At 23.0% G+C, this 23,235-nt stretch carries 21 protein-coding genes, 5 tRNA genes and 1 pseudogene; 19 read left to right on the plus strand and 8 right to left on the minus strand.

The annotated features are described in order from the left end of the window. Positions 1–127: 127 nt before the first annotated feature. The 5 genes from UAR70_01710 (at position 128) to cgtA (ending at position 3,630) form a co-directional block, all read left to right on the plus strand. Positions 128–367: a BolA/IbaG family iron-sulfur metabolism protein gene (locus UAR70_01710; GenBank protein ID XBC39586.1), complete on the plus strand. Its 240-nt coding sequence runs from the start codon at positions 128–130 to the stop codon at positions 365–367. A gap of 13 nt (positions 368–380) precedes the next feature. Continuing rightward, positions 381–1,631 carry a UDP-N-acetylglucosamine 1-carboxyvinyltransferase gene (murA, locus tag UAR70_01715; GenBank protein XBC39587.1) on the plus strand — a complete coding sequence of 417 codons (1,251 nt, stop codon included), beginning with the start codon at positions 381–383 and terminating at the stop codon, positions 1,629–1,631. 176 nt (positions 1,632–1,807) lie between these two features. After that, positions 1,808–2,143: a 50S ribosomal protein L21 gene (rplU, locus tag UAR70_01720; protein ID XBC39989.1), complete on the plus strand. Its 336-nt coding sequence runs from the start codon at positions 1,808–1,810 to the stop codon at positions 2,141–2,143. Next, positions 2,133–2,390 carry a 50S ribosomal protein L27 gene (gene rpmA, locus UAR70_01725; GenBank protein ID XBC39588.1) on the plus strand — a complete coding sequence of 86 codons (258 nt, stop codon included), beginning with the start codon at positions 2,133–2,135 and terminating at the stop codon, positions 2,388–2,390. Before rplU ends, rpmA begins: the two co-directional genes overlap by 11 nt. A gap of 217 nt (positions 2,391–2,607) precedes the next feature. After that, positions 2,608–3,630: an Obg family GTPase CgtA gene (cgtA, locus tag UAR70_01730; GenBank protein XBC39589.1), complete on the plus strand. Its 1,023-nt coding sequence runs from the start codon at positions 2,608–2,610 to the stop codon at positions 3,628–3,630. Positions 3,631–3,767: 137 nt separating this feature from the next. On the opposite strand, the gene rpsI is transcribed toward cgtA, so the two are convergent. Together rpsI and rplM are read right to left on the minus strand one after the other, a co-directional pair. Further along, positions 3,768–4,160, minus strand: coding sequence for a 30S ribosomal protein S9 (gene rpsI / locus UAR70_01735; GenBank protein ID XBC39590.1), 393 nt, complete (start codon positions 4,158–4,160; stop codon positions 3,768–3,770). A gap of 13 nt (positions 4,161–4,173) precedes the next feature. Next, positions 4,174–4,602, minus strand: a complete 429-nt coding sequence (rplM, locus tag UAR70_01740) for a 50S ribosomal protein L13 (protein ID XBC39591.1) — start codon at positions 4,600–4,602, stop codon at positions 4,174–4,176. A 451-nt stretch (positions 4,603–5,053) separates the two neighbouring features. Here rplM and UAR70_01745 point away from each other — a divergent pair, with 451 nt between their 5' ends. The 6 genes from UAR70_01745 (at position 5,054) to rplS (ending at position 9,971) form a co-directional block, all read left to right on the plus strand. Further along, complete coding sequence (locus tag UAR70_01745; GenBank protein ID XBC39592.1) at positions 5,054–6,199, plus strand: chorismate mutase; 1,146 nt, start codon at positions 5,054–5,056, stop codon at positions 6,197–6,199. Between the two features lie 342 nt (positions 6,200–6,541). Further along, positions 6,542–7,897 carry a signal recognition particle protein gene (ffh, locus tag UAR70_01750; protein XBC39593.1) on the plus strand — a complete coding sequence of 452 codons (1,356 nt, stop codon included), beginning with the start codon at positions 6,542–6,544 and terminating at the stop codon, positions 7,895–7,897. An 89-nt stretch (positions 7,898–7,986) separates the two neighbouring features. Further along, on the plus strand, positions 7,987–8,259 hold the full coding sequence (rpsP, locus tag UAR70_01755) for a 30S ribosomal protein S16 (protein XBC39594.1): 273 nt from the start codon (positions 7,987–7,989) through the stop codon (positions 8,257–8,259). Between the two features lie 11 nt (positions 8,260–8,270). Beyond that, positions 8,271–8,816, plus strand: coding sequence for a ribosome maturation factor RimM (gene rimM, locus UAR70_01760; GenBank protein ID XBC39595.1), 546 nt, complete (start codon positions 8,271–8,273; stop codon positions 8,814–8,816). Then, entirely contained in the window at positions 8,813–9,589 is a 777-nt protein-coding gene (trmD, locus tag UAR70_01765; GenBank protein XBC39596.1) for a tRNA (guanosine(37)-N1)-methyltransferase TrmD, read from the plus strand. The genes rimM and trmD overlap by 4 nt, the downstream gene beginning before the upstream one ends. A gap of 25 nt (positions 9,590–9,614) precedes the next feature. After that, positions 9,615–9,971 carry a 50S ribosomal protein L19 gene (gene rplS / locus UAR70_01770; protein ID XBC39597.1) on the plus strand — a complete coding sequence of 119 codons (357 nt, stop codon included), beginning with the start codon at positions 9,615–9,617 and terminating at the stop codon, positions 9,969–9,971. A 138-nt stretch (positions 9,972–10,109) separates the two neighbouring features. Here the strand turns inward: rplS and tldD are convergent, their stop codons facing one another. Further along, positions 10,110–11,561 (minus strand): metalloprotease TldD, encoded by a 1,452-nt coding sequence (gene tldD, locus UAR70_01775; GenBank protein XBC39598.1) that lies wholly within the window; start codon positions 11,559–11,561, stop codon positions 10,110–10,112. Positions 11,562–11,869: 308 nt separating this feature from the next. Here tldD and aroQ point away from each other — a divergent pair, with 308 nt between their 5' ends. Further along, complete coding sequence (gene aroQ / locus UAR70_01780; protein ID XBC39599.1) at positions 11,870–12,319, plus strand: type II 3-dehydroquinate dehydratase; 450 nt, start codon at positions 11,870–11,872, stop codon at positions 12,317–12,319. 73 nt (positions 12,320–12,392) lie between these two features. Here the strand turns inward: aroQ and rluD are convergent, their stop codons facing one another. Beyond that, positions 12,393–13,325, minus strand: coding sequence for a 23S rRNA pseudouridine(1911/1915/1917) synthase RluD (gene rluD, locus UAR70_01785; protein XBC39990.1), 933 nt, complete (start codon positions 13,323–13,325; stop codon positions 12,393–12,395). A gap of 254 nt (positions 13,326–13,579) precedes the next feature. On the opposite strand from rluD, the gene alaS reads away from it, so the two are divergent. The 6 genes and pseudogenes from alaS (at position 13,580) to UAR70_01815 (ending at position 19,523) form a co-directional block, all read left to right on the plus strand. Further along, a complete protein-coding gene (alaS, locus tag UAR70_01790) occupies positions 13,580–16,216 on the plus strand; it encodes an alanine--tRNA ligase (GenBank protein ID XBC39600.1) in 2,637 nt (878 codons plus the stop codon). Positions 16,217–16,402: 186 nt separating this feature from the next. Beyond that, positions 16,403–16,594 carry a carbon storage regulator CsrA gene (csrA, locus tag UAR70_01795; GenBank protein XBC39601.1) on the plus strand — a complete coding sequence of 64 codons (192 nt, stop codon included), beginning with the start codon at positions 16,403–16,405 and terminating at the stop codon, positions 16,592–16,594. A 165-nt stretch (positions 16,595–16,759) separates the two neighbouring features. Next, positions 16,760–16,847: transfer RNA gene (locus UAR70_01800), tRNA-Ser, on the plus strand. 20 nt (positions 16,848–16,867) lie between these two features. Continuing rightward, a tRNA-Arg gene (locus UAR70_01805) sits at positions 16,868–16,941 on the plus strand. A gap of 137 nt (positions 16,942–17,078) precedes the next feature. Next, positions 17,079–18,653, plus strand: a complete 1,575-nt coding sequence (gene gshA, locus UAR70_01810) for a glutamate--cysteine ligase (GenBank protein XBC39602.1) — start codon at positions 17,079–17,081, stop codon at positions 18,651–18,653. A gap of 154 nt (positions 18,654–18,807) precedes the next feature. After that, a pseudogene (locus tag UAR70_01815) lies at positions 18,808–19,523 on the plus strand (endonuclease). A gap of 258 nt (positions 19,524–19,781) precedes the next feature. Here UAR70_01815 and rpiA read toward each other — a convergent pair. From rpiA to UAR70_01835, 4 genes are all read right to left on the minus strand, one after another. Further along, positions 19,782–20,441, minus strand: coding sequence for a ribose-5-phosphate isomerase RpiA (rpiA, locus tag UAR70_01820; GenBank protein ID XBC39603.1), 660 nt, complete (start codon positions 20,439–20,441; stop codon positions 19,782–19,784). Positions 20,442–20,677: 236 nt separating this feature from the next. Continuing rightward, positions 20,678–20,749 (minus strand) — tRNA-Gln (locus UAR70_01825). 44 nt (positions 20,750–20,793) lie between these two features. After that, positions 20,794–20,877, minus strand: a tRNA-Leu gene (locus tag UAR70_01830). A 44-nt stretch (positions 20,878–20,921) separates the two neighbouring features. Further along, positions 20,922–20,995, minus strand: a tRNA-Met gene (locus UAR70_01835). Positions 20,996–21,169: 174 nt separating this feature from the next. Here UAR70_01835 and glnS point away from each other — a divergent pair. Continuing rightward, a complete protein-coding gene (gene glnS / locus UAR70_01840) occupies positions 21,170–22,822 on the plus strand; it encodes a glutamine--tRNA ligase (protein XBC39604.1) in 1,653 nt (550 codons plus the stop codon). The last annotated feature ends 413 nt before the right edge of the window (positions 22,823–23,235 follow it).

Below are 23,235 nucleotides of genomic sequence, written 5' to 3' on the forward strand. Positions count from 1 at the left end.
TTTAAAACAAAAAAATAAACTTTTTATATAATTATACAAACATATTAAATCTAAAATTTTAATATATATTCATATTAAAACTTCTGATATTATATATCATATTTATTACATAACAAAATAAATTATAATGATTATAAAAACAATTAAAAATTTACTAAAAAAAAAATTATCTCCACATATAATTCATGTGACCGGGAATAGCAATCATATAAATATCTTTATTGTAAGTGACATATTTCATAACATGAAAGAATTAAAAAGACAACAAATAATATATGAACCATTAACACCATATATTCAAAATAAAACTCTTCATGCTATTTCAATAAAAACATACTCTTTACAAGAATATAAACAACATAATTAAATAAATAAAAATTATGAATCAATATCAAGTATCTGGACCAACCAGCCTATTTGGTGAAATAAAAATATCTGGTTCCAAAAATGCAGCTTTGCCTATATTATTTACATCTTTATTAACACCAGAATTAGTAGAACTAAAAAATATACCAATTTTAAAAGATACAAAATATGCAATAAAAATATTAACTAAATTAGGAGCAAAAATTGAAATCAAAAATAAAATTATATATATAAACTCAGAAACAATTAAAATATGCAAAATACCCTATAGTTTAACTAATAAAATAAGAGCTTCGATTTGGATATTAGGAGTACTATTAGCTAGATTTAGAGAAGCTAAAGTATCTTTTCCTGGAGGTTGCAATATAGGAAATAGAAAAATTAACTTACATTTACTAGGATTAAAACAGTTAGGGGCTGAAATAACTGTTACTAAAAATTATATTATAGGTTCAGTAAAAAAAAAGCTAGTAGGAAATACTATTAAATTATCTATTGTTAGTGTAGGAGCTACTATTACAATTATGAGTGCAGCCACAATATCTACAGGCACAACTGTAATTAAAAATGCTGCGCGTGAACCTGAAATAATTGATTTAGCTAATTTTCTTAATAAATTAGGAGCAAAAATTATTGGAGCTGGAAACAAAAATATATTGATTCATGGTGTAAAAAAATTACACGGAGGATCATATAAAATTATGTCAGATAGAATTGAAACAGGTACTTTTTTAATTGCTGCTGCTATTTCAAACGGGCATATTATCTGTCATAATACTCAACCTAAAACACTCACACATGTTATTAAAAAATTAAATCAAACAGGAGCTAAAATAAAAACAGGTCAAACTTGGATTAGTCTAAATATGAAAAACATACATCCACGATCTGTAAATATAACAACAAAACCTTATCCAGGATTTCCTACAGATATCCAATCTATTTTTACTTTATTAAATTTAATTTCTCATGGAAATAGTATAGTTACTGAAACAATATTTGAAAATAGATTTGCATATATTAAAGAATTAAAAAAAATGGGAGCTAAAGCTATAATAAAAAACAATTCAGTAATGTGCTATGGAGTAAAAAAATTATATTCAGCTAAAGTATTAGCTTCAGATTTGAGATCATGTGCTAGTTTGATATTAGCAGGATGTATTGCAGAAGGAAACTCTAAAATATATAACACACATTATATTAAAAGAGGGTATGAAAACTTTTATGAAAAATTAAAATCAATTGGAGCTAACATAAAAAATTAAATACTAAAATTAAATTTTTACAACAACAATTATATAAAATATAAAATTTATTCATATAATAAATAATGTCTTATATGTTAAGACTAAACTTTATATATCCAATAAATGTCATTTATTAAACATTTAATCAATAATAGTTTAAAAATATTTAAACAGTTGTTATGAGGCACATATTAATGTATGCAATATTTTGTAGTGGTGGAAAACAACATGCAGCTAAAGAAGGGAAAATAATTAGATTAGAAAAAATAAATCAAGATGTAGGAACAAAAATAAACTTCAAACAAGTTTTAATGTATTGTAATGGAACTGACGTTATAATAGGCAAACCTAATATATCTAATAATTTCATAACAGCTAACATTATCAAACATGGAAGACATAAAAAAATAAATATTATAAAATTCAATCGAAGAAAACATTATAAAAAAAAACAAGGACATCGTCAATATTTCACCGACGTATTAATTATTAAAATAAACAATACACAAGGAACTAAAAATGGCACATAAAAAAGCAGGTGGGTCAAGTAGAAATGGAAGAGATTCACATTCAAAAAGACTCGGAGTAAAACATTTCGGAGGAGAATTAATATTTTCAGGTAGTATTATTGTAAAACAAAGAGGTACAAAATTTCATGCAGGAAAAAACGTTGGATGTGCAAGAGATCACACTTTATTTGCTAAATCTAATGGACGAGTAAGCTTTAAAAAAAAAGGAAAGAAAAATAGGGTGTATGTTAATATTATATCGGAATAACGTACCATTGTACTAAAAATAAAATAATGAAAAACATATATGCCAATATGTAATTGTTTTATTACGTTATATATATATTTAAAATAAATTATATCAAATAATTCTAAAAATTAAATATTAATTTATATTAATTTAAAAAATATATCTACCTTGTAAATAAATTTTTGTTAAAAATTTAAATCATAAACTTAAATTTTTAAATATCTAGAGACATACAATGAAATTTCTTGATACAGCTATAATTCATGTAATTGCAGGTAATGGAGGTGACGGGAATACTAGTTTTAGAAGAGAAAAGTACATTCCTAAAGGCGGACCTGATGGTGGAGATGGTGGAAATGGAGGAAATATATGGTTAAAGTCAGAAATGAATCTAAATACCTTAATTGATTTTAGATTTAAAAAAATTTTTAGAGCACAAAATGGAAACAAGGGTTCTAATAAAAACAAATCTGGTAAAAAAGGAAATGATATTATAATTCATGTACCCATTGGAACAAAAATAATTGATAATAACACCAATGAAATTATACAAGACATGGTTAAAAATCAAGAATTAATATTAGTAGCAAAAGGAGGTTGGCATGGATTAGGAAACACAAGATTTAAATCATCAAAAAATAGAACACCTATAACACATACTAAAGGAAAAAAAGGAGAAAATAGAACTTTAAAATTAGAACTAATTCTTATAGCACATGTAGGAACTTTAGGATTACCAAATTCTGGAAAATCAACACTGGTAAAAAGCATTTCTTCAGCAAGGACTAAAATAGGAAATTATCCTTTTACGACATTAATTCCTGTATTAGGAACAGTGAATATAGATCACACAAAAAAATTTATTATTGCTGATTTACCTGGACTAATTCAAGGTTCGTCGCAAGGAGTAGGATTAGGATATAAATTTTTAAAACATTTAGAAAGATGCCATTTATTATTACACATAATTGATCTTTCCCAAATAAATAAAGAAACAGTTCTATTTTATATAAACACTATCATCAATGAATTAACAAAATATAATAAAACAGTATTACAAAAACCAAGATGGTTAATATTCAATAAAATTGATTTACTTAATAAAATTGAAATAGAAAAAAAAATAAAACTATTTTTTTTAAAGCTAAACAAAAAAGAACCTTACTTTTTAATGTCAGCTAAAGAAAAAATTGGAACAAATAAAATAAAGAAATCTATATATAAATTTTTAAACTATCAAAAACTAATATCATCGTAATTTTATATAATATAAAATTTTTATTAAAAATAACTTAATTAAAAATAATATTTCTACATCCAAATAATTATTATTTTAATATCAAACCCGGTTTTTACCGGGTATTTTAAAATTTTTATTAAATACCAAAAAATAAATCATCGTTTTGAAAATTGAGGTTTTTTTCTTGCTTTACGTAATCCTATTTTTTTTCGTTCTACCTGTCTGGAATCTCGAGTTAAAAATCCAAATTTTCTTAATTCATTACGAAACGAAGCATCATAGTTAACTAATGCTCTAGAAATACCATGACGAATAGCACCAACCTGACCTGAAATTCCACCTCCTTTGACTGTAATATATAAATCAAATTTATTAGACATATTAACAAGTTCTAAGGGTTTTAAAATGACTAAATATGAAGTTTTTCTACTAAAATATTTATTTAATTCACAATTATTAATTTTAATTTTACCATTTCCCAATTTTAAAAATACACGAGCAGAAGAGCTTTTTCGCCGACCAGTGCCATATTTGTATACTTTATCCATTTTTATGTCCTAATTAAATATTTAAAATTTTTGGGTTTTGAGCAGTATGATTATGATCTTCATGTGCGTATACTTTTAATTTTTTTAACATTAAACGACCTAAAGGCCCTCTTGGTAACATTCCTTTAACCGCCATTTTTATTAGTCTATCAGGATATTTAAGTAAAATATCTTTAAAAGTTGTTTTTTTGATTCCTCCAATATATCCTGTATGATGATAATAAAATTTATCAGTATACTTTTTTCCAGTTACTTGAATATTCTTAGCATTAATCACAATCAAATAATCTCCTACATCAACATGAGGAGTATATTGCACTTTATGTTTACCACGTAATCTTGACGCTAATAAAGTCGCTAATCTTCCTAATATTTTTCCAGTAGCATCAATACAATACCATTGTCTCACTACATCACTAGACTTTGCAGAAAAACTCTTCATATAAAAAATTTCCCATAATTATAAAATATAACTAAATGAATTACCAAAAACTAAAAAAACACAAATTACAATAAAATAAATACTCTGTACTTATAAATAATTCAATTATAAATTATTCAAAAATATTACTGAATTAAAAATATATTAAAAAATTAATTAATTCTATAATCATAAAATATTTAAAATCAACAAATTCTATTTAAAATCTAAAATATAAATTATAGTTTATCACAACAAATTTTATAAAAATAAACTAAAATAATATTAAAAAAATATTAATTATCTTAAAATTGAAATTTAAATAATTCTATTATTATTTTATATTACAAAATTAATAAATACACTTTTCAATAACATTTTAAATTAACATTCGACTTATATTATCAACAGTAATCATAAAAACATTGAATTATTTACACTACATACTAAAATATGTAAAAGGCTGTAAAATATGGAATTAAAAACTCATTTATTAAAATTAAGACATGCTATTAGCAATCTAGACAAAAACATAGTAAAATTACTATCACAACGAAAAATTTTATCCATAAAAGTTGCTAATGTAAAAATTCAACAAAATTATCCAATACGAGATATTATTAGAGAACAAACTTTATTAGAAAAACTCATTACTATTGGAAAAAAATATTCTCTTGATAAAAAATATATTATAAATTTATTCAAAATCATTATTAATGACTCTGTATTAACTCAAACTACATGGATAGAAAAAAATTCACATCATTCACTACTTAAATCAGCAAAAATATCATTTTTAGGAGATATTGGATCATACTCCTATTTAGCAGCTAAAAAATATGCATATAATAATTTCGAATATTTTATTAAAAAATCATATCAAAATTTTTCTGAAATTATTATTTCAGTAGAAAACGAACAATCCGATTATGCTGTATTACCAATCGAAAATACCTCTTCAGGATTAATTCGAGAAGCTTATAGTGCTTTAAAAAACACTTCTTTATTTATTGTAGCAGATATTTTTATTAATACTAATCACTGTTTATTAGCAAAAAAATCTACTCAAATACCTAATATAAAAGAAATCTATAGCCATATACAACCACTTAAACAATGTAGCAAATTTATTAATTATTTTCCTAACTGGAAATTAATAAATACTACTAGCACCACCGATGCTATAAAAAAAATATCATACTATAATGACGATACTAAAGCTGCATTAGGAAACAAAAACTATGGAACATTGTATAAATTAGAAGTATTGGCAAAAAATATCTGTAATAAAAACAACAACATTACTAGATTTGTTATTTTAAATAAAAAAAACATGAATCAAATTAATAAAAATACTTCTTTAATAAAAATAATACTTATTGAACAAAAAATGACAGAATTTACAAAAATAATAAAAATAATATTAAAAAAACACAATTTTGCTATACATAAATTGAAACTTTATGTTATATCACAAACATCTCTAGAAAAAATATTTTTTATCGAAATAAAAAAACTAAAAAATTCTGCTTGTATAGAAAATTTATTAGAAAACATTCATAAAAAAATCAAATATATAAAAATATTAGGTGTATTTCCATTAAAAATTTTTTCTTAACAAATAATTACCAAATAACATACTTGCTCTATTTATTCCAATATAGAAAAATAGAGCTTTAACGTTTAAAAATAATTTTTTTATTACTATTAAATATAGTTTTTAAAATAAGTTTTAAAATAATAAAATTATTTATGAAATTAAAATATTTTTTTAAAAAATATACTATTTTATAAAATAAAAAATATTTTGCAAATATATAATGTGCTATTAAAATAATCCTATATACAAAAACTTAAATCTATTTTAAATTCAAATATATTTACTAATCTAATATGAATTTATTTTAAAATTAGTGTTTTAATAAATACAAAACTAAAAAATAATATTTTGGAAAAAATTATGTTTAATCATTTAACAGAAAAGTTTTTACAAATTATAAATAAAATATCCAATAAAGGAAAATTAACTGAAAAAAATATTAAAGAAACATTAAGAGACATAAGAAGAACATTATTAGAAGCTGATGTAGCTTTACCTGTAATAAAAACGTTTATAGAATCAATACAAAAAAAAGTTCTTGGAAATCAAATAAACAAAAATTTTACTCCAGGTCAAGAATTAATAAAAATAGTTAAAAAGGAATTAATATCAATCTTGGGAGAAAAAAATGATCCTTTAAATTTATCTGCTAAACCTCCAATAGTAATATTAATGATTGGACTACAAGGATCAGGAAAAACTACTACTACTGCAAAACTAGGAAAACTAATTAAGGAAAAATATAAAAAAAAAATCATAATTACTTCTACAGATATATATAGATCAGCCGCAATTAAACAATTAGAAATCCTATCTAAACAGATAAATATAGATTTTTTTCCATCAAACAATACACAAAATCCAATAGAAATTACTAAAAAATCCATAAAATATGCACAAAAAAATTTATATGATATATTAATCATTGATACTGCAGGAAGATTACATGTTGACAAAAAAATGATGAACGAAATTTTGGAAATATATAATATTACCCATCCAACTGAAACACTCTTTGTCATAGATGCTATGATTGGACAAGATATCATAAACATTGTAAATAAGTTTAGTGAATGCATTTCCATTTCAGGGTTTATAATCACTAAAACAGATAGCGATACTAGAGCTGGAATTACTTTATCTATAAAATTTATAACTAAAAAACCCATTAAATTCATAGGAACTGGAGAAAAATTAGAAGCATTAGAACTGTTTCATCCAGATAGAATTGCTAAAAGAATATTAGGAATGGGTGATATGTTGTCTTTAATAGAAAACATAGAAAAAAAAATCAATAAAAAAAATATTTCAAAATTTCAAAAACAAATAAAAAAAAGTACTTCGTTTAATTTTAACGATGTATTATTTCAAATCAATCAAATAAAAAAAATTGGAGGAATACATTCAATATTAGGAAAATTACCAAAAACTCAAACAATATTTTCTCAAATACAAAATAATATAGATGACGATATAATATTTAAAATGAAAATTATGATTAATTCTATGACTCATGTTGAAAGAATACATCCTGAATTAATAAAAGGATCAAGAAAACGTCGTATTTCTTCTGGATCTGGAATGTCTATACAAAAAATAAATCAATTGTTAAAGCAATTTTATCATATAAAAAAAATTTTTAGAACTATTAAAAATAACGGAATCACTAAGATATTAAACAACATAAATTCTATACCTAAAAATAAAATTCATTAACATATAAATCTAATTAGAAAACATGTTCTATTTAAGATATACTTGTAATATTAAAAATAATAATTAATGTCATAAAGGAAAATTATTTTATGGTAAAAATTAGATTAGCAAGATTAGGATCAAAAAAAAAACCATTTTATAAAATAATAATCACCGATAGTAGATGTCCTAGAAACGGTAAATTTATTGAACAAGTGGGATTTTTTAAACCTACACCTAATTTAGATACATTAAAAAATATATCTATAAACACTTCAAGATTAAAATATTGGGAAAATAATGGTGCTATCATGTCACCAAGAGTAATAAAATTAACAAAAACATACTTTAAAATCATCAATAATACAACTACAAATAAATAATAACTAGTGTGATGATAACTAGAAAATCATATTTATATAAAAACAATTTAATTATTGCTAAATTTGGTGCTCCGTACGGAATATTAGGATGGATACATGTTTTTTCTTATACACAACAAAAAGAAAAAATATTTAGTTATATTCCCTGGATGATTCAACACAAAGAAAATATAAAAATATTATCACCAGAAAATTGGAAAACAGCAAAAAAAACATTTATAGTAAAAATTAAAAATTTTACAACTCGTTGTATGGCAAAAACATTAACTAATTGCAATATTTTCATTAACGAAAGTAAACTTCCAAAACTTAAAAAAAATAACTACTACTGGAAAGACATTATTAATTGCACAGTATTTACAAATAATTTTAATCAATTAGGAAAAATAATTAATTTAATAACTACACTAACACACGATGTTTTAGTTATTAAAACAACTGAAGAAAATAATTTAAATCAACATGATATACTGATACCATTTATTTATCCTAATATAATAAAAGAAGTAAATATTTGCAAAAAAAAAATAATAGTAAATTGGAAAAAAAACTTTTGAATAATTCTAAACTAAATAAAAAATTACCATTTTTAATTAATATAATCAGTATTTTTCCAGACATGTTTAATGCTATTAAAGAATATGGTATTACTAAAAAAGCAATTAAAAATAATATTATAAAATTAAATATTATTAACCCAAGAAAATTTACAACAACAAAATATAAAAATGTTGATGATTATCCGTACGGTGGAGGATTAGGTATGATTATGACTGCTGAACCTCTATTTTTAGCTATTCAACAAGCGAAATTAAATTCTAATAACACTTCTACAAAAGTATTTTATTTATCACCACAAGGAAAAAAATTAAATCAAAAAAAAATTATACAGTTATCTCACAATCAATGCATAATTTTACTATGTGGAAGATATGAAGGTATAGATGAAAGATTAATTAAAAAAAAAATAATTAATGAAGAAATCTCCATTGGAGACTATGTACTAAGTGGAGGTGAACTACCAGCTATGATATTAATTGATTCATTATGTCGAATACTTCCAGGTGTACTAAAAACTTCACAAACATTTCAAGAAGATTCATTTTATAACGGATTGTTAGATTATCCCCATTATACTAGACCTAAAATATTTCTCGGAATGAAAGTTCCTGATGTTTTATTATCAGGAAATCACAGTAAAATTAAATATTGGAAATTAATGCAATCTTTAAAAAAAACATGGACTAAAAGACCAGATTTATTAAATAATTTAACTCTTACAAAAGAACAAAATACACTACTAGAAAGTTTCAAAAAAAATAAAGTATAAAATATAAATTTATTCAGGAAAAAAAATGAATGATTTTCAAAGCTCCAAAAAAAAAATAAAAAAAATATTTCCAAATTTTAAATCAGGCGATACAATTACAGTCAATATATGGGTAATAGAAGGAACAAAAAAAAGAATACAAGTATTTGAAGGAATTGTTATAGCAATTAAAAATAGAGGTGTGAACTCATCTTTTTGTGTAAGAAAAATATCACACGGAGAAGGTATTGAAAGAACCTTTCCAAAGTATTCTCCTATTATTGAGAAAATAATTATAAAAAAATTTGGTGACGTAAGAAAATCTAAACTATACTATTTGCGTAATAGAATCGGTAAATCAGCAAAAATAAAAGAACTTTTACACAAAAAAATATTAAATTAAAATGAATTACATATCATTCAACATAAAACATAATTAATTGTTCATGCAGTTTTTATATTTTATAACTGCATGAAATATAAAATATTTATCAAAGATTATATTTATAAATTATCAACCATATCAATTAAAAATAAAATGTTAATGCGTACCTCCTACTGTTAAATAATCTAATTTTATAGTCGGTTGACCGACTCCAACTGGAATACTTTGACCATTTTTAACACAAATACCCATTCCTCCATCAAGTTCTAAATCATTTCCTACCATGGAAATTTTCTTCATAGCATTCATTCCAGAACCAATCAACATTGCATTTTTTATAGACTTGTTAATTTTTCCTTTCTTTATCAGATAAGCTTCAGATGTGAAGAATACAAATTTTCCAGAAGTAATATCTACCTGTCCTCCACTAAAATTTAATGCGTAAATTCCGTAATCAACACTATTAATAATATCTTGAGGAGTTGACTTTCCAGAAAGTAAATATGTATTTGTCATACGTGGCAAAGGAAGATAAGCATATGATGTCCTTCTTCCATTGCCAGTTGGTTCAACAGACATTAAACGAGCATTAGTCTTATCTTGTAAATATTTTTTTAAAATACCTTCTTCTATCAATACGTTATATTTCCCTGGAACACCTTCATCATCGATTGTTAAAGATCCTCTTCTATTATTTAATGTACCATCATCGACAACAGTACAAAATTTAGATGCCACTTTTTGACCAATTTTATCTGAAAATATAGAAGTTCCTTGTCGATTAAAATCACCTTCTAATCCATGTCCTACTGCTTCGTGTAATAAAATCCCAGGCCATCCTGGTCCTAATACTACAGGAAAAGTACCTGAAGGTGCTGCTTTTGCTGATAAATTAATCAATGCAATTCTAACTGCTTCTATAGCATAATATTCTGCTAATATTTTTCCAGAAACGTGTTTCTTTAAAAAAAAAGAATATCCAGAACGACTACCACCTCCACTACTGCCTCTTTCATATTTACCTTTGTCCTGCACTAATACACTTACTGATAAACGTATTAAAGGACGGATATCTGCTGATAAATTACCATCAGATGAGGCCACTAAAATTTCATCAAAACTACCACTGAGTTCGGCATTTACGCTCATTACTCTATGATCACAATTTTTAGCAACAACATTAATTCTACGTAATATTTCCAACTTATCTGTAGTATTAATACTACTAAATGGACTACATGATGTATATATCTTTTTATTTTGTGTTTTTAACAAAGGAGGAAAATTTGTTTTTAAAATACTGTTATCTATAGAATTTAAAATTAACTTAGAACTTTTAATTAAAGAGTCTAATGAAATTTCATTAGAATAAGAAAAACTAGTTTTAGCATTAGAAACAACTCTAACTCCAATTCCTTTGTTTATATTAAACGTTCCTTCTTTAATAATATCATTCTCTAATATCCACGATTCACAAGTTATTGATTGAAAATATAAATCTGAATAATCTATTTGTTTTTTTGAAATATCACTTAAAACTGAAAAAATATTTTGATGATTAATATTATTTTTTAATAACAAACTTTCAGTTACTTTATCAAGAATCATTGTTTACCTACTGTTAAAATAAAACGATAAAATTAAAAAACGATTAAAATAAAAACTATTTATAAACTCAAATTAACGCACTAATATATATTTCATTAACATAAATCTACAACTATATATAATGATATTGTCAAAAATAATACAAAGTAAAAATATTAAAATTTTTAATATTGTATAAATTACCTATAATTATTGTTATAATGAACATCCTAACTAAAATTTTAAAAATTTTTTATTAAATATATTATATATACTGCAATTCACACATTAATATATATTTAGAAAAAATAAAAAAACAAGGATTATACATGAATCAGTTAATGAATATTTTATTAATAAATGGTCCTAATCTTAATTTATTAGGAACTAGAGAACCAAATATTTATGGAATCAAAACATTACAAGAATTAATAAAAAAATTAACAAATGAAGCAAAAAAATTAAACATAAACTTACATCATATTCAATCCAATTCAGAAAGTAAACTAATCACAAAAATACATAATTCTAAAGATAATATCAATTATATTATAATAAATGCAGGTGCATTATCACATACCAGCATCTCGCTTAGAGATGCATTATCTAGTACAGATATACCATTCATTGAAGTTCATATTTCTAATATCTATCAAAGAGAATACTTTAGATCACATTCATGGTTATCTGACATTTCATCTGGAGTAATTTGCGGATTAGGAATTGATGGTTATATATGGGCTTTAAGAACAGCTGCAAAAAGAATTCATAAAATTTAAAAAAAACTATCTTATAAAAAATAATTTATACTATGTTAATGAAATAAATATTAATTTTTAAATAAAAATTATATTACATATTACAGTTCAATAATTTAATTAAGTTTAATATATCCTTGGGTAATTCACTATTCCATTCCATAAAACACTGAGTAACAGGATGATATAAACATAACTTACTAGCATGCAAAGCTTGACGAGAAAAAGCTCGTATTTCTTGAAAAAACTCTTCTTTGATATTTTTATAAAATTTATATTTATTACCATATAACTGATCACCTACTATCGGAAAATTAATATATAACATATGCACTCTAATTTGATGTGTCCTACCTGTTTCTAATTTTATTTTCAAATGTGTATGATAACTGTAACGCTGAATAACTCTATAATGTGTAATTGCAATTTTTCCACACTGATTTACCATCATAGATATCCTTTTATAAGGATTTCTAATGATAGGTTTAATAATCGTTCCTCCAGAAATTACTCTACCATATACTATAGCCTGATATTCTCTAACTACTTTTTTAAGTTTTATTTGATTAATTAAATTGTAATAAGCTAAAACAGTTTTAGCAATTACCATTAATCCAGTAGTATTTTTATCCAATCTATGAACAATTCCTGCACGAGGAACATTAAAAAATACATTATCTTTATATAATAATGCATTTAAAAGAGTTCCTGATTTTATTCCAGCGCCAGGATGAACAATAAAATTATCTTGTTTATCTATTACCAAAATATCGTTATCTTCATAAACAATATTTAAAGAAATTTTTTCAGCTAAATAGTATTTTTCTTTATAAATTGTAAAACTTATAACTATCAAATCTTTATATGATATTTTTTTATCTGGATTACAACAGATATTTCCATTAATAAAAACTTCATTATTTAATATTATTTTTTTTAAAAAAGTTCGAGAATATTGAGAAAATAAAATCTTTAAAAAAAGATCTAATCGACAACCCAATACAGGAATTTTAAAAACTGAAAACATTAACGTTACTTTATTAGACACAATATAATTTCCAAATTAAATTTAAAATTCAATAAAATGTTTATAAACTAATAACATTATTACTCTGATTTTTGTTTATTTCATTATTATATTTAGTCTTAACATGATTATTAATATTAATAAAACTAATACATGTTATGAATGTATTATAAACTTTCATAAAAAATAAAACTATAAAATTTAAAAAAAAATAAAATCTAAAAATAATTTTAATATTCACATTAGGAAAAAATATGAATTTTACTTCTAAAGAAATAAGAAAGATGTTTTTAAAATTTTTTCATGAAAAAAAACACACTATTATTTCAGGTAGTGAATTAGTTAATAATAATGATTCATCATTACTATTTACTAACGCTGGTATGAATCAATTTAAAAATATCTTTTTAGAAAAAAATTATGACTTTAAATATACTAAAGTTGCAACTATACAAAAATGTTTAAGAACAGGCGGCAAACATAATGATTTCGAAAATGTAGGTTACACATCAAAACATCATACATTTTTTGAAATGCTAGGAAATTTTAGTTTTAGAGATTACTTTAAAATAGAAGCTATATCATATGCATGGGAATTCTTAACATCACATGAACAATTAAATCTATCAAAAGAGAAAATATGGATTACAGTATATAAAAATGACATAGAATCTTATAACATTTGGAAAAATATAATTAAAATTGACGATACAAAAATTATTAAAATTGGTGACAAAAAAGAAAAATATTGCTCAGATAATTTTTGGCAAATGGGAGATACAGGTCCATGCGGACCATCTACAGAAATATTTTATGATTATGGAAAAAATTTTTTAGGAACACCACCTGGATATCATGGAAACAGCTCTCCTAGATTTTTAGAAATATGGAATATTGTTTTTATACAATTTAACAAACTTAAAAACAAACAACTTATAAAATTAGAAACACCTTCTGTAGATACAGGAATGGGATTAGAAAGAATTTTAGCTGTAGTTAATAACGTTGTATCAAATTATGAGACCGATTTATTTCAACCTCTTATTAAAAAAATCTTAAGTTTAAGTACAAAAAATATAATCAATAATACATCTTTATACGTAATAGCAGATCATATTCGATCATCTTCTTTCATTATATCAGAAAATATTATCCCATCAAACGAAAAACATGGATACATTCTTAGAAGAATTATAAGAAGAGCAATACGATATGGACATAATTTAGGAATAAAAAATTTATTTTTATATAAATTAGTTCCTACTTTAATAAAAATTATGGGAAAAACTGAAATAAAACTAAAACAAAACCAAACAAAAATTCAAAATATACTTAAATTAGAAGAAAAAAATTTTATTACTACACTAGATAAAGGATTAAAAATTTTAAAAAATAAAATTATTCAACTACCAAATAAAATATTAAGTGGAAAATTAGCATTTAATTTATACGATACATGTGGATTTCCTATAGATTTAACCATAGATATCTGTAAAGAACATAAAATTTCCGTAGATTTACTAGAATTTAATAAATATCTACAAAAACATAAAAAAAATAGTTTAAACAAAAATTTCTTATACACTAAAAAATTTTATAATTTTACACTACAAGAAAAAGACAAAAAAACTATTTTTATAGGTTATAATCTTAATAACACTACATCAATTATTAATTCAATTATTGTTGACGATAATATAGATATCTGCATTAAAAAAGATCAACATGGAATAGTATTTTTAGAAAAAACTACTTTTTATGGAGAAGCTGGTGGACAAATAGGAGATACAGGAATCATTAAAAATGATACAGGGACGTTCATAGTAAACGATACTAAAATATTTGGAAACAAAATAGGTCATATAGGAAAAATAACATCAGGATATCTTAACAAAAATGATATTGTAAATGCTGAAATTGAAATATTAAAGAGAAAAAAAATACAAAATAATCATTCAGCTACTCACTTATTACACGCATCACTTAGAAAAATATTAGGAACACATGTATTTCAAAAAGGATCATTTATTTCAGACAAAATTATAAGATTTGATTTTTCTCATGACAATTCCATAAGTTTAAGTCAACTTCATAAAATAGAAACAATTATTAATTCAAAAATACAAGAAAATATTTTAATTCAAACAAAATGTACTATTTTAAAAAAAATAAAGAACAAAAATATCATGGCGTTATTTCAAGAAAAATATAAAAAAATAGTACGAATGGTTTCCATAAATAATTTTTCAATAGAGTTATGTGGTGGCACACATACAAAAAATACAGGAGATATTGGTATTTTTAAAATTATTTCTGAAAATAATGTATCTTCAGGTATTAGAAGAATTGAAGCAGTCACAGGAGAACAAGCATTACTTGAAATTCAAAAACAAGAAAAAACTATACAAAAACTGTGCATTACATTAAATACCAATAAAATTAATATTCAAACAGAAATTAATAAATTATTAAATAAATATCAAATTCTAGAAAAAAAGACTAATACTTTAATTCAAAAACAAATCAATAATACAATTTCAAAATTAAGCAAAAAATCTATCTTAAAAAAACACACAAATATTATTATAGAGTGTGTTTACGATGAAAATATCTTGTCGCTAAGAAATATAATAGATCAATTAAAAAATAAATTTAAATCTAGTATTATTGTTATAATAAATTTTTTAGAAAATAAAGGTATTATAATAATCGGAGTAACACATGATTTAATACATAAATTTTCTGCAAAAAAAATGCTAAAAAAATTTATTGAAAAATTAGGAGGTGAAGGAGGCGGTAAACATAATCTCGCTGAGGGAAAAATTAAAAATTTAACATTATTACCAAAAGAATTAAAAAAAATAAAAAAATGGATTGACTCTAAATTATAAATTAGACATATTTGTAAACATACGTTAATTTTTAAAAAAAATATTTATTCACAAATATTTAAAATATATAATTTATAATTTAATCTTATCAAAATACTTTATTTATTTAGTTTGTGTTTAGTCTTGTATATTGCATAATGCCAACAAACGGATAGGCACAATCTTCTAAAATTTTAAGGAAAAAAAATGCTTATTCTAACTCGTCGAGTTGGTGAGACACTTATAATTGGTGACAATATATCTATTACTGTATTGGGAGTAAAAGGAAATCAAGTTAGAATTGGTGTAAATGCTCCAAAAGAAATATCAGTACATAGAGAAGAAATTTATCAAAGAATTCAAGCTGAAAAAAAAACAAAAAACAATACAAACCAATAATAAACATAAGCATCTTGCCAATTACCAATGCAAGATGCTGTTTTATGTTTTAAGTTGAAAACATAAAATAAAGTAATATTTTTAAGAAACATATATACATCTATTTAAATAATATGATATATTTAAAATCAAAAAATATACAAATTTAACATCAACTTTTTTATAGGTGAGATGGCCGAGCGGTTTAAGGCGCTCCCCTGCTAAGAGAGTATGCAAAAAAATTGCATCGAGGGTTCGAATCCCTCTCTCACCAAAACAAAATACTAATTTTTAGCATCCGTAGCTCATTAGGATAGAGCACTCGGCTACGAACCGAGAGGTGAAAGGTTCAAATCCTTTCGGATGCACAATAATATAATATATAAAAATTACATTAAAGTTTTTTATTCTACGTTATAAATTAAATATATTTTTTTGAATCAAAAAAAAATTGATATATTATACACTTAAAAAATTATTTTATATCCTTGAAATAGAGGTTAATTTGATTCCTACAATCTATAAAAAAATTAGTTGGTTACAATCTAATCCAACTATACTAAAAAAAATATTCAGAGGTATCGAACGAGAAACATTAAGAACTACTAAATACGGAGAAATAATTAATAAACATCATCCATATAATACATTAGGTTCATCTTTAACACATAAATGGATTACTACTGATTTTTCTGAATCTTTGCTGGAATTTATCACTCCAACTCATATAAATATAAATTATACACTAAAATTTTTACAAGATATCCACAAATTCGTTCAAAATAATCTCAATAAAGAATACTTTTGGCCATTAAGTATACCTCCATATATAAAATCTATAAATTCTATACTGCTCGCTAAATATGGAACATCTAATATTGGAAAATTAAAAACATTATATAGAAAAGGATTACAAAATCGTTATGGAACACTAATGAATATAATTTCAGGAGTTCATTATAATTTTTCATTTTCAAATAATTTTTGGAACTTATGGATAAAAATAAAAAACATAAAAAACTCTAAATCAAACTCGATTTCTAAAGGATACTTATGTTTAATTAGAAATTATCATAGATATGGATGGATTATACCTTATTTATTTGGTGCTTCACCAGCAATAGAATCTTTTTTTTTAAAAAATAAACAAAATATCTATAATTTAAAAAAACACAAAAAAATATTATATTTACCATGGTCTACGTCTTTACGATTAAGTAATTTAGGACACACTAATCTTACTATAAATAAGCTATCACTAACTTTTAACTCCCTATCTGAATATCTTTCAACATTAAAATATTTTATGCATACTTCATCTAAAAATTTTGAAAATATAGGAATGTATGATAACGAAGGTAATTTAAAACAAATAAATACTAATTTATTACAAATAGAAAATGAGCTTTATACCTATATTAGACCAAAACCAAAATTTAAAAAAAATGAAAAATTATCTGTTACTCTAAAAAAAAAGGGAATTCAATATATTGAAATAAGAACGTTAGATATAAATCCATTTTCATGCATAGGTATAGAAAAAAATCAAATACTTTTATTGGACTTATTTTTAATTTGGTGTATACTAATTGAATCACCAAAAATATGTCAAAATGAACTCAAATCACTAATAGAAAATTGGAATATTGTAATTTTAAAGGGACGTAAGCCACAACAAAAAATAAATATTTATACTTACAATTGTAAAAAAACTATTGAAACTATTGGAAAAAATTTATTTCAAGATTTTTTTTATATAGCTGAAATTTTAGATTATCAATCCAAAACAAATAATTATCAAAAAGCATGTAATCAATTAATAAACTACTTTGACCATCCTGAATTAACTTATTCTGAAAAAATTCTTAATCACTTTATAAATTTTGGAATACATGAAACAGGCATGATTCTTTCTTCAAAAAACAAAAAAAAAATCAATCGCACACCATTTAAGAAAATGTCAAATAAAAAATTAAAAAATGAAGTATTACAATCAAAAATAAATCAAAAAATAATTGAAACTGAAGATAAATTAAATTTCGAACAATACTTAAATTTATACTATAACACTAATTTTTAAGTAAACAAAATAACAAAAATTTTTATATAAAATATTCTAAGTAATAATACTTTTCAATATCAAAAATTTTTATCAACTAAAAAAATTCTAAAAAAATTATATTCAAAAATTTAAAATTTTTTCTTAACTATAATAAATACAGTAAATTTTTATGATATTTAAATTAATATTTTTTTTTGTAATCTTAATATTTAGTACATCATCTTTATCAAAAAAAAAAATTTTTATCCAAAAAATTTTTTCCAAATCAAAAAAATAGCACAAAAAATACACGCTAACTCACCAGGTACTTTTTACTGTGGTTGTAAAATATTTTGGACAGGTAAAAAAGGCATACCAGAATTAAATAGCTGCGGATATAAAATTAGAAAAAATAAAAATCGAGCTACTCGAATTGAATGGGAACATGTTGTACCAGCATGGCAATTCGGACACATAAGATCTTGCTGGAAAAATGGAGGAAGGAAAAACTGTACACATGATTCTAATTACAAAAAAATAGAAACAGATCTCCATAATCTACAACCCGTTATCGGAGAAATAAACGGAGATCGAAATAATTTTATGTACAGTCAATTTCAAGATATATTTTTAAAAAAACAATACGGAGAATGCTCTATGAAAATAGATTTTAAAAATCGATTAGCTGAACCACCAGATAGATCAAAGGGAGCCATCGCTAGAATTTATTTTTATATGAGTAAAATGTATCATTTAAAATTATCTAAAAAACAAAAAAAATTATTTTCAATATGGAATAAAAAATTTGAAGTAAATACTTGGGAATGCAAAAGAGATGAACTAATTTTTAAAATACAAGGTAATCACAATCCATATGTAAATCAACCATGCAAAAAAATACTAAAATAAATAAAACATAATTACATACATTATTAAATAAAATTTTAACATATGTATTTTTATAAAATTTATATCAACTTTAGTATTAAAGTAATTACTCTAACATTATAGTAATTTGTTATTTACATAAAAAATAACTTATAAAAATAAAAAATTTTTTTATAAGTCTCAACTTAATAATCACAATAAAAAATATATTTTTAAAAAAATAAAAAAACAAACTTATCACACACTTAAACTAAACATTAAAATTAAAAACTTAATTAACTAACTAATAACTTGTATGTTTCCAGAATATTTGCTAATAAGTACAATATCTGCTTTTCTGTTCGCGAATATACCGACACTAACTACTCCAGGAAAAGAATTAATTTTGTTCTCCAGAGATACTGGATTTTTTATTTTTAAATTAAATATATCAACAATAATGTTGCCATTATCTGTAATAACATTATTTCTAAATTTAGGTATACCTCCTATTTGAATTATTTGTTTATAAATATAAGATTTAGCCATAGGAATAATTTCAACTGGAAGAGGAACATTTCCTAATATATCTACCTTTTTAGACTCATCTACTATACATATAAAAGTTTTAGCTGTAGCTGCAATTATTTTTTCTTGGGTTAAAGCAGCTCCTTTACCTTTAATCATTTGCAATTCAGAGTTTATTTCATCAGCGCTATCAATATATAACATTAAAGAATTAATCTCACACAAATTATATACAGGAATTCCTATTTTTTTTAAATATAACGTAGACACTCTAGAACTAGATACAGCTCCCGAAATTAGATTTTTCATAGCACCTAACGCTTCAATAAAATATGAAATCGTCGTTCCAGTTCCAATTCCAATAATAGATCCAGGATTAATATATTTTATAGCTTCTTTTGCTACTAATTTTTTTAATTTATCGATATTCATAAAACGATGAACCTATAACTAAATAATTTAATTAAAAAAATATCTCACAAAAACTATGCATAAATATGAAAATAGTATTTTGATTCTAATTAAAATTTTTAAAACTAAAAAACATTCTTATATAAAATACCAATAATTAAATTAATTATCAAATTTATATCAACTAAAACAATGAATATCATAAAAAATTTTTTTATAATATCGCTCATATTTTTATAAAAACAATAATATATTTACTGGGATACCTGGATTCGAACCAGGGAATGCCGGTATCAAAAACCGGTGCCTTACCACTTGGCTATATCCCATCTTTAAAATTTATAAATAAACATACTAAAAATACAATATAAAATACGGAAGGCGAGACTCGAACTCGCAATGTCTAAAAGACGCCAGAACCTAAATCTGGTGCGTTTACCAATTTCGCCACTTCCGCATAATAATAATTTTATTTATAGTATAAAATATATAACACTTATTTAGCTACGACAGGAATTGAACCTGTGACCTCAGCGTTATGAGTGCTGTGCTCTGACCAACTAAGCTACGTAGCTATAACAAAAAAATTTATAAATAAAATATTTAAATGCTTTATTATAAAAATCTATTTAAAATTAAAGAAAAAAATTATAACATAAAAATAAAATAAAATATATACTTTAATATAATACGTTCTTTTTAAAAAATTTTATGCGTATATTTTTAATATAAAACTATAAAACAAAAATATGAAAAATAAAGCAAAAAAAACTACTAATTTTATTCAAAAAGTTATTTTAAAAGATTTAAAAAATAATAAACAAATTTCTAATATAAAAACACGTTTTCCACCTGAACCAAATGGATATTTACATTTAGGACATGCAAAATCTATATGTTTAAATTTTAATTTAGCAAAACAATTTAAAGGAACATGCAATCTTAGATTTGACGATACTAACCCTAAAAATGAAAATGTTCATTACATAAACAGTATTAAAAAAGATATAAAATGGCTAGAATACACGTGGGATAATATCTATTATACTTCATCTTATTTTGAAACAATGTACAACTATGCAATTCAACTCATTAAAAAAAATTTAGCATATGTTGATCAATTAACTAAAACAGATATAAAAAATTTTAGAGGTACACTCACTACACCAGGAATTGAAAGTCCTTATAGAAATCAAACTATTAAAGAAAATTTGTTGTTATTTCAAAAAATGAAAAAAGGTTATTTTAAAGAAGGTGAAGCATGTTTAAGAGCTAAAATTGATATGAAATCTAATTTCATTGTCATGAGAGATCCAGTACTATATCGAATAATATTCTTTCAACATCATCAGACAAAAAATAAATGGTGCATATATCCCACTTACGATTTTTCACATTGTATTTCAGATGCTTTAGAAAATATAACACACTCATTGTGCACATTAGAATTTCAAGATAATAGAAGAGTATATGAATGGATTTTAAACAACATTGATATCGACCATCATACTTATCAATATGAATTTTCCAGATTAAAATTAGAATATACTGTATTATCTAAAAGAAAATTAAACATGTTAGTAAAAAATAAAATTGTCAATTCTTGGGAAGATCCAAGAATGCCTACAATTTCCGGATTAAGAAATCGAGGATATACACCTTCCTCCATAAGAACCTTTTGCGAAAAAATAGGAATTACAAAACAAGAAAATACTATTCAATTGTCATTTTTAGAATCATGTATCCGTTCTGATTTAGATTTAAAAGTTCCTCGTTATATGGCTATAATTAATCCCATTAAAATTAAAATTTGCAATTTATCTGATAATTATCAAGAAATATTAAAAATTCCCAATCATCCAAAAAAAACTAACATGGGATATCGTAAATCTATTTTTAGCAATATACTATATATTGACAAAAATGACTTTTATGAACATGAATCACATTTAAAAAAAAAATTAACAGTTGGTAAAGAAATTCGTTTACGTTATGCATATGTTATTAAAGCATATAAAATTAAAAAAGATAAATTTAACAATATTGATACTATATTGTGTACATATGATAAAAATACTTTAGGAGTAAACCCAAAAAATAGAAAAATATCTGGAGTTATCCACTGGATTTCTAAAGAAAATGCTTTACCATCAAAATTTTTTTTATATGAAAAACTATTTCTAATTCAATCTCCAGATACTAAAAAAAATTTTTTAAATTATATTAATAAAAATTCATTTACCATAAAAAATGGATTTGTAGAAAAAAATATATTACAAAATAAATCTACAACTACATATCAATTTGAAAGAGAGGGTTATTTTTGTATCAATAAAAATTATAATTTTACCGATAATCTTACCTTTAATAGAATTGTTACTTTAAAAGACAAAATTAAATAAATTCATATTTTAATTTAAATAGTTCTAAAAACAACTAAATTTTTTTATTAAAAAAGTATTAATTTATTTTAAATTACTACACGTATAAAGATACTTAACTAAATGTTTTTATTTCGAATAAAAATTTTATAAATTCGTCATTTATTCAACAATTCAAAATTATGTTACTATTAAAATAAAATTTATACTTAACATAAAAATATTTTATTTTTAAAACAAAATAAATTTGTTTCATAATTAAGAAATAATTGTTATAGTTTTTATCAACTTTAATTCTTGAAGTATACACTCTAAATACAAATATTATAGCATTAACACCATATATATCAACATAGATTCAAACACTATCTATTTCTATACAACATGTTAAAATATTTAAAAAAATAATTCAAAAAAAAACTGACACTAAAATA

The organism is Buchnera aphidicola (Chaetogeoica yunlongensis) (genome assembly GCA_039829965.1).
Lineage (GTDB): Bacteria > Pseudomonadota > Gammaproteobacteria > Enterobacterales > Enterobacteriaceae > Buchnera_B > Buchnera_B aphidicola_BA.

Excerpts from the sequence above, each read along its gene's own strand:
- UAR70_01710 (XBC39586.1), top strand. The coding sequence starts at position 128 with ATGATTATAAAAACAATTAAAAATTTACTAAAAAAAAAATTATCTCCA.
- murA (XBC39587.1), top strand. The coding sequence starts at position 381 with ATGAATCAATATCAAGTATCTGGACCAACCAGCCTATTTGGTGAAATA.
- rplU (XBC39989.1), top strand. The coding sequence starts at position 1,808 with ATGTATGCAATATTTTGTAGTGGTGGAAAACAACATGCAGCTAAAGAA.
- rpmA (XBC39588.1), top strand. The coding sequence starts at position 2,133 with ATGGCACATAAAAAAGCAGGTGGGTCAAGTAGAAATGGAAGAGATTCA.
- cgtA (XBC39589.1), top strand. The coding sequence starts at position 2,608 with ATGAAATTTCTTGATACAGCTATAATTCATGTAATTGCAGGTAATGGA.
- rpsI (XBC39590.1), bottom strand. The coding sequence starts at position 4,160 with ATGGATAAAGTATACAAATATGGCACTGGTCGGCGAAAAAGCTCTTCT.
- rplM (XBC39591.1), bottom strand. The coding sequence starts at position 4,602 with ATGAAGAGTTTTTCTGCAAAGTCTAGTGATGTAGTGAGACAATGGTAT.
- UAR70_01745 (XBC39592.1), top strand. The coding sequence starts at position 5,054 with ATGGAATTAAAAACTCATTTATTAAAATTAAGACATGCTATTAGCAAT.
- ffh (XBC39593.1), top strand. The coding sequence starts at position 6,542 with ATGTTTAATCATTTAACAGAAAAGTTTTTACAAATTATAAATAAAATA.
- rpsP (XBC39594.1), top strand. The coding sequence starts at position 7,987 with ATGGTAAAAATTAGATTAGCAAGATTAGGATCAAAAAAAAAACCATTT.
- rimM (XBC39595.1), top strand. The coding sequence starts at position 8,271 with ATGATAACTAGAAAATCATATTTATATAAAAACAATTTAATTATTGCT.
- rplS (XBC39597.1), top strand. The coding sequence starts at position 9,615 with ATGAATGATTTTCAAAGCTCCAAAAAAAAAATAAAAAAAATATTTCCA.
- tldD (XBC39598.1), bottom strand. The coding sequence starts at position 11,561 with ATGATTCTTGATAAAGTAACTGAAAGTTTGTTATTAAAAAATAATATT.
- aroQ (XBC39599.1), top strand. The coding sequence starts at position 11,870 with ATGAATCAGTTAATGAATATTTTATTAATAAATGGTCCTAATCTTAAT.
- rluD (XBC39990.1), bottom strand. The coding sequence starts at position 13,325 with ATGTTTTCAGTTTTTAAAATTCCTGTATTGGGTTGTCGATTAGATCTT.
- alaS (XBC39600.1), top strand. The coding sequence starts at position 13,580 with ATGAATTTTACTTCTAAAGAAATAAGAAAGATGTTTTTAAAATTTTTT.
- csrA (XBC39601.1), top strand. The coding sequence starts at position 16,403 with ATGCTTATTCTAACTCGTCGAGTTGGTGAGACACTTATAATTGGTGAC.
- rpiA (XBC39603.1), bottom strand. The coding sequence starts at position 20,441 with ATGAATATCGATAAATTAAAAAAATTAGTAGCAAAAGAAGCTATAAAA.
- glnS (XBC39604.1), top strand. The coding sequence starts at position 21,170 with ATGAAAAATAAAGCAAAAAAAACTACTAATTTTATTCAAAAAGTTATT.